Source organism: Micromonospora sp. ATA51, assembly GCF_016802855.1.
In the GTDB taxonomy this organism is placed as follows: Bacteria; Actinomycetota; Actinomycetes; order Mycobacteriales; family Micromonosporaceae; genus Micromonospora; species Micromonospora sicca.
This window is the reverse complement of record NZ_JAEVHJ010000054.1, coordinates 21236-28181: the sequence shown is the minus strand read 5'-3', so window position 1 is coordinate 28181 and position 6946 is coordinate 21236. Positions and strand designations below refer to the sequence as shown.

Annotated in this window: 6 protein-coding genes; 4 read left to right on the top strand and 2 right to left on the bottom strand. The window is 73.6% G+C overall.

The features are described from left to right. Positions 1–132: 132 nt before the first annotated feature. On the bottom strand, positions 133–1767 hold the full coding sequence (pgi, locus tag JNW87_RS11815; RefSeq protein ID WP_109800778.1) for a glucose-6-phosphate isomerase: 1635 nt from the start codon (positions 1765–1767) through the stop codon (positions 133–135). A 260-nt stretch (positions 1768–2027) separates the two neighbouring features. Here pgi and JNW87_RS39435 point away from each other — a divergent pair, with 260 nt between their 5' ends. The 4 genes from JNW87_RS39435 (at position 2028) to JNW87_RS11800 (ending at position 5588) form a co-directional block, all read left to right on the top strand. After that, positions 2028–3575, top strand: a complete 1548-nt coding sequence (locus JNW87_RS39435) for an ABC transporter ATP-binding protein/permease (RefSeq protein WP_255543756.1) — start codon at positions 2028–2030, stop codon at positions 3573–3575. Continuing rightward, positions 3572–3973, top strand: a complete 402-nt coding sequence (locus JNW87_RS39430) for an ATP-binding cassette domain-containing protein (protein ID WP_255543755.1) — start codon at positions 3572–3574, stop codon at positions 3971–3973. Before JNW87_RS39435 ends, JNW87_RS39430 begins: the two co-directional genes overlap by 4 nt. 98 nt (positions 3974–4071) lie before the next feature. Further along, positions 4072–5121, top strand: a complete 1050-nt coding sequence (locus JNW87_RS11805; RefSeq protein WP_109800768.1) for an aldo/keto reductase — start codon at positions 4072–4074, stop codon at positions 5119–5121. 320 nt (positions 5122–5441) lie between these two features. Then, positions 5442–5588, top strand: a complete 147-nt coding sequence (locus tag JNW87_RS11800; protein WP_236647379.1) for a hypothetical protein — start codon at positions 5442–5444, stop codon at positions 5586–5588. A 44-nt stretch (positions 5589–5632) separates the two neighbouring features. Here the strand turns inward: JNW87_RS11800 and JNW87_RS11795 are convergent, their stop codons facing one another. Beyond that, positions 5633–6934, bottom strand: coding sequence for a sulfite oxidase (locus tag JNW87_RS11795; protein WP_236647380.1), 1302 nt, complete (start codon positions 6932–6934; stop codon positions 5633–5635). Positions 6935–6946 lie beyond the last annotated feature (12 nt).

Genomic DNA, 6946 nt, shown 5'->3' with positions numbered 1-6946 from the left:
CTGCGCGCCGCCCACGCCGACCTGCTGCGCGACTGACCCGGCCCGCGGGCGGAGCGGCGAGCCGTGGGGCCGCTGTCGTCCCGGCGCCGGTGGCGGCTGCCCCGGACGGGTCGCCGCCACCCGCGTACGGCGTCAGCCCCGGCCGCGCTGCTTGCGGTAACGGCGGATCAGCGCCGCGGTCGAGGAGTCCACGTCCCCGAGGTCCGGGCCGGCACCGGTGAGCTTCGGCGCGAGCTGGTTGGCCATCACCTTGCCCAGCTCGACGCCCCACTGGTCGAACGGGTTGATGTTCCACACCGTGCCCTCGGTGAAGACGATGTGCTCGTAGAGGGCGATCAGCTGGCCGAGGGTCGCCGGGGTGAGCTTCGGCGCGATGATCGAGGTGGTCGGGTGGTTGCCCGGCATCACCCGGTGCGGCACCACGTCGGCCGGGGTGCCCTCCGCCTCGACCTGCTCCCGGGTGCGGCCGAAGGCCAGCGCGGCGGTCTGCGCGAAGAAGTTCGACATCAACAGGTCGTGCATGTCGCCCAGGTCGTGGTTGGGCTGGCTGAACGCGATGAAGTCGGCCGGGATCAGCCGGTTGCTCTGGTGGATGAGCTGGTAGAAGGCGTGCTGACCGTTGGTGCCGGGCTCGCCCCAGAAGATCTCCCCGGTCGGGTACGTGACCGGCTTGCCGTCGACGGTCACCGACTTGCCGTTGCTCTCCATGGTGAGCTGCTGCAGGTACGCCGGGAACCGGTGCAGGTACTGCGCGTACGGCAGCACCGCGTGGGTCTGCGCGCCGAGGAAGTCGGTGTACCAGACGTTGAGCAGGCCGAGCAGCGCCGGCAGGTTCCGCTCGACCGGCGTGGTGCGGAAGTGCTCGTCGACGGCGTGGTAGCCGGCCAGCATCTCCCGGAAGCGTTCCGGCCCGATGGCCAGCATGACCGACAGCCCGACGGCGGACGGCAGCGAGTACCGGCCGCCCACCCAGTCCCAGAAGCCGAACATGTTCTCCGGGTCGATGCCGAAGTCGCGGACCCGCTGCTCGTTGGTGCTGACGGCGACGAAGTGCCGGGCGATCGCCGGGTCGTCGGCGTCCAGCCCGGCGAGCAGCCAACGGCGCGCCTGGTTGGCGTTGGCCAGGGTCTCCTGGGTGGAGAACGTCTTGCTGGCCACGATGAACAGCGTGGTCGCCGGGTCGAGGTCGGTGGTCTTGTCGTGGATGTCGGTGGGGTCGATGTTGGAGACGAAGCGGCAGGTGATGCCGGCGTCCCGGTAGGCCTTCAACGCCTCGTACGCCATCACCGGGCCGAGGTCGGACCCGCCGATGCCGATGTTCACCACGGTGCTGATCCGCTCGCCGGTGTGCCCGCGCCAGTTGCCGGAGCGGACCCGCTCGGCGAAGGCGGACATCCGGTCGTGCAGGGCGTGCACGTCGGCGACCACGTCCTGCCCGTCCACCACCAGGCTCGCCTCGCGGGGCAGGCGCAGCGCGGTGTGCAGGACGGCCCGGTCCTCGGTGGAGTTGATGCGCGCGCCGGAGAACATGGCGGCGATCCGGTCGGTCAGCCGGACCCGCTCGGCGAGGGCGGTGAGCAGCCCCAGCGTCTCGTCGGTGATGAGGTTCTTGCTGTAGTCGACGTGCAGGTCGGCGACGTCGCCGGTGAGCCGCTCGCCCCGCTGCCCGTCGGCGGCGAACAGCTCCCGCAGGTGGGTGCCGCGCATCGCCTCGGCGTGCTTGCGCAGGGCCTGCCATTCGTCCGTGGTGGTGACGTCCACAGCCATCGGGTCGATCTTCTCCTTCACGACGGGTCTGTCAGCGGGCCGTCGTCGCGCCCGCTGCCGGCGACTCCACCAGCCTGCCACCCGGGGCGGGTCGGCGCGACGCGACCCGACATCGCCCATCCGGTGGAACCGCCCCGGGGTGGCCGCCGGGCGGCACGCGGTTGGGACGCCTGTTCGACACGCCGATCACCCCGAGACAGCAGTCGGTCGCCGAACGTAAGCTCCGGGTCGGTTGTGGTTCGTACCGGTGAGGAGGCGCCATGGCGACGGTGATCGGTCCCCGCCACCCGGCCGAGGAGGACGGCCCGGCCGACGGCGACGCCGGCCCGGCGTTGCCGGAGCTGGAGGACGGTCACTGGATGCACCGGGCGACCGAGTTCGCGCACACCAGCTTCAAGTCCGTGGCCCGGCGCCTGCCGGCGCTGGTCCGGGAGGCGGTCGTGCTGGCCTGGGGCACCAGCCGCCGGGACACCGCCGCCTCCATCGGGCTCAACGTCGCGGCCGGCGTGATGACCACCCTGGGTCTGCTGGCCACGACCGGCGTGCTCCGCCAGCTCTTCGCCGCCGGCCCGACCCCCGACCGGATCCGCGCCGCGCTGCCAGCGCTGGCTCTCGCCGCGTTCGCGGTGACGGTCAAGGGCGCGTTGACCGTGGCCGCCGGCTGGGCGCAGGCCCGGCTGATCCCGCAGATCAACTACCAGGTGGAGCTGCGGCTCTTCGAGACGACCACCGCGGTGGAGTTGGCCGCGTTCGACGACGCGGGGTTCGCCGAGGAGATGGACCGCGCCCGGGACCGCGGCATGGCGGAGGCGGCGTCGATCGTCGACCACACCGTCAACCTGGTCACCGGAGTGGTGGGCGTGCTGGCCACCGCCGCCGCGGTGACGGTGGTCCAACCGGTGCTGCTGCCCTGCCTGCTGCTCGCCGCGGTGCCGGAGGCGGTGACGGCGGTGCGGATGGCCCGCCGCCAGTACCTCGCCATGCTGGCCCGGATCACCCGCCGCCGTCGGATGTGGATGCTGGCTCATCTGATGGCGGAGCGGCGCACGGCCGCCGAGGTCCGCGCGTACCAGATGCGGGAGTTCCTGCTCACCGAGTTCCGCCGGATGATGGCGGCGGAGACCCGGGCCGAGCTGCGGCTGGCCCGCTCGCAGAGCACCACCCGGGCGGCCGGCATGTCGGTGACCGGCATCGCCGCCTTCGGCGTCTACGCGGTTCTCGGCGGGTTGCTGCTGGGCGGCGTGGTCGCGCTGGCCGCCGCGGCCACCGCCCTGCTGGCGTTGCAGTCCGCCCGGTCCTCGCTGCGGATCGCGGTGTTCGCCACGAACTCCCTCTACGAGGACGCGCTCTACTACCAGGACTACCGGGACTTCCTCGACCGGGCCCGGCAGCGCGTCCCGACCGGCGGCGGTCGGCCCGTCGACGGCTTCGACCGGATCGAGCTGGACCGGGTGACCCTGCGTTACCCGGACACCGACAAGGCCGCCGTGGACGGGGTCAGCCTCAGCATCCGGCGCGGCGAGGTGGTCGCCCTGGTGGGGGAGAACGGCTCCGGCAAGACCACGCTGGCCAAACTCATCGCGGGTCTCTACCGGCCGACCGACGGGGCCATCCGCTGGGACGGCGTCGACGTCGGCGAGCTGGACCCGCGGCAGACCGGCGCCCAGGTCGCGGTGATGACCCAGGACTGGTGGAGATTCCCGTTCACCGCCGGGCAGAACATCCGGGTCGGCCGGCACGACCGGCCGGCCGACGGCCCGGTCCGAGCGTCGAGGACGCCGCCCGCGGCGCCGCCGCGCACGACATGATCACCGATCTGCCGTACGGCTACGACACGCTGCTCGACCGGCAGTTCAAGGACGGCCAGGACCTCTCCGGCGGCCAGTGGCAGCGCCTCGTGGCCGCCCGCGGCCTCTACCGGGACGCCCCGCTGCTGATCTGCGACGAGCCCTCCGCGGCCCTCGACGCCCGGGCCGAACACGCCCTCTTCCAGCACCTGCGGCGGCACCCGGAGCGGGCGGTCGTGCTGATCACCCACCGGCTGGCCAACGTCCGGCACGCCGACCGGATCTTCGTGCTGGACCACGGCCGGCTGATCCAGCAGGGCAACCACGACGAGCTGATGGCGCAGGACGGCCCCTACCGGGAGTTGTTCGAGCTGCAGGCCGCCGGCTACCTGGCGGGGGCGGGCGAGGCCAGCGGCTGACCGGTGCCGCCTTGACCTCGAGCGCACTCGAATTCGTAGGTTGGCTCGGACCGGCCCCGCCGCCCGGCCAGTGCGGCGCACACCCTCGGGGAGGACCCATGCGCTACCGCGTGCTCGGCGGCACCGGCATCGAGGTGAGCGTCCACTGTCTCGGCACGATGATGTTCGGCGCGGTCGGTAACCCCGACCACGACGACTGCATCCGGATCGTCCACGCCGCCATCGACCAGGGGATCAACTTCGTGGACACAGCCGACATGTACTCCGCAGGCGAGTCGGAGACGATCGTCGGCAAGGCGCTGCGCGGCCGGCGGGACGACGTGGTGCTCGCGACCAAGGTGCACTTCCCGATGGGGGAGGGGCCCAACCGGGGCGGCAACTCCCGGCGCTGGATCGTCCGCGAGGTCGAGGAGAGCCTCCGCCGCCTGGACACCGACTGGATCGACCTCTACCAGGTGCACCGGCCCGACCACACCACCGACGTCGAGGAGACCCTGGGCGCGCTCAGCGACCTCGTCCGGGCCGGCAAGATCCGGGCCTTCGGCTGCTCGACCTTTCCGGCCGAGGAGATCGTGGAGTCGCACCACGTGGCCGAGCGGCGGGCGCTCGGGCGGTTCCGCACCGAGCAGCCGCCGTACTCGATCCTGGCCCGGGGTGTCGAGACTGCGGTGCTGCCGGTCTGCCAGCGGTACGGCATGGGGGTCCTGATCTGGAGCCCGCTCGCCTCGGGGTTCCTCTCCGGCCGGTACCGCCCGGGCCGGGCGGTCGACCTCACCGCCGGCCGGGCCGCCCTCACCCCGGCTCGGTTCGACCCGGCGATCGCCGGCAACGCCGCGAAGTACGCCGCGGTCGAGCAGCTGCTCGCGCTCGCCGACGAGGTCGGCCGCACCCTGCCCGAGCTGGCCGTGGCGTTCACCGTGGCGCACCCGGCGGTCACCTCGGCGATCATCGGTCCCCGCACCATGGAGCAGCTGGAGGGGCTGCTCAAGGGCGCGGCGCTCACCCTCGACGACGCCGTCCTCGACCGGATCGACGAGATCGTCCCGCCGGGGGTGAACCTCTACCAGCCGGACGGAGCCTGGTCGCTGCCGGTGCTCACCGACCCGGCCCGCCGGCGGCGACCGCTGCCGGACCGTGCCGCCGCCTGACCGCGCCGGCCGCGCCCGCAGGGCCGGCGGCGGCGGACCCGCCAGCCCGTTGGCCCCGGAGGCCGCTGGACCCGAAACGTCGGGCCGGTGGCCCTTGAGCGCGCCTGACCCGCAAGCCGACCGGATGCTGGACGGGGGCGATGGACCTCGGGCAGGATGCGCCATTCCGCCTTGGCCGCGTCCGACCCGGCCCTGCCGCAGCTCGGCCAGCGGCTGCGGCTCAAGCGGTCGGTGGACGTGTCCCGGTTGCCCCGGCAGGCCCGGATCGTCGCCGAGGCCATGCAGCGGTACGGCCTGATCGTCGCCGACCACGGCTCGGCGTGGTTCCTGTCCGGCGCGCCGGCGGCCCGGTGGCGATCCTCACCGTCGACGCGGCGGCGATGGCCCGGGACGGCCACCTCTTCTACCACAGTGCGAACGGCGTGTGGCTCGCCGACGCCGTCCCCGCCGCCTACCTCACCGGCTGACCTCCACCCGCCGCAGTCCCGTCCGGGTCGGGCGGGTCGCGGGTTCAGGCCACGGTCACCGGGTGCCGGACGACGCCGTCGAAGAGGTACCCGAGGTCGTTGTGGCCGGCGGTGTCGGGCTGGCCGGCCCCGGTGACGTCGGTGGCCCGGGCGCGCAGCGTCCACCGGCCGGGGGCGGGCGGCCGCCAGACGGCCGTCCAGCGCTGCCATGCCCCGCCTCGGTCGGCGGCGACCAGCTCGGCGGGGCGCCAGTCGTCGTCGCCGGTGCTGACCTCGACCCGGGCGATCGGCCCGTTGCCGGACCAGGACCGGCCGCGCAGCAGCACCTCGGGACCCGCCGGGATGCAGGCGTTCCAGGCCAGCTCGAAGGCGCTCTTCACCGACTGGGCGGCCAGCACCCCGCCGCCGTTGGGATGCCCGGAGCCGAACATCCGGTAGAACTGGGTGTTCCAGGGCGAGAAGAGGGGAGTGGCGGAGACCTCCACCGCCCCCACCCACTTGATCGAGGAGATGCCGATCCAGCCGGGCACCACCACCCGCACTGGGTAGCCGTGGTCGGCCGGGAGCGGCTCGCCGTTCATCTCGTACGCCAGCAGCACGTCGTCGAGGGCCTTGCCGACCGGCAGCGGCCGGCGTACCCGGCCGAGGTTCACCCCGCCGGTGACGTAGTCCGGGTCCAGCCCCTCCGGCATCACGTCGACCGCCGCGTCGGTGAGGCCGGCCAGCCGGAGCACGGTGCCCAGCGGTACGCCCCGCCAGCGCGCGACGCCGACCCCGCCGAGGCCCCAGGCCACGCCGGGGGCGGGATCGTCCTGCTGCTCGGCGAAGTAACGGCGTCCGTTGCCCGCGCACTCGATCAGCGCGGTGTGCTCCTCGGCGGGCAGCCCCCGCAGGTCGGCGAGGTCGAACTCGACCGGGTCGTGCCGGGTCGGCGTACCGCGCAGCCCGGTGCCGAAGAGGCGCAGCCGCCAGGCGTCGGCGTCCAGCCTGGGTGTCACGGTGTGGTTGCGGACGAAGAAGCGGTCGTTGGGGACGACGTGTCCCTGCCCGGCCATCGCCTCCCAGCGCATCTCGGCGTTGGTGTCCAGCCGCCGGAACAGGTGCGGCGGCAGCGGCTTGGCGATGGGTGCCTCGGTGGCTCCGGACCCCGGGTCGACGCCGACCGGGGCGGGGGCGACGGCGACCGGCTCCCGCTCCTCGGCCGCGGCGGTGACGGCGGCCATGGCGGCGCCCAGCTCCAGCAGTTCCTGGCGGGGGACCCCGTCGCAGCGGGCGTCCCCGGCGAGCCACTGCCGGGTCCGGCGGCTGTCGTGGTCGACTTCGTCCTGGGAGAGGGGGCGTGACAAGGGGAACCTCCG

Coding starts and splice junctions, on each gene's coding strand:
- JNW87_RS11805 (WP_109800768.1), top strand. CDS start 4,072: ATGCGCTACCGCGTGCTCGGCGGCACCGGCATCGAGGTGAGCGTCCAC.
- JNW87_RS39435 (WP_255543756.1), top strand. CDS start 2,028: ATGGCGACGGTGATCGGTCCCCGCCACCCGGCCGAGGAGGACGGCCCG.
- JNW87_RS39430 (WP_255543755.1), top strand. CDS start 3,572: ATGATCACCGATCTGCCGTACGGCTACGACACGCTGCTCGACCGGCAG.
- pgi (WP_109800778.1), bottom strand. CDS start 1,767: ATGGCTGTGGACGTCACCACCACGGACGAATGGCAGGCCCTGCGCAAG.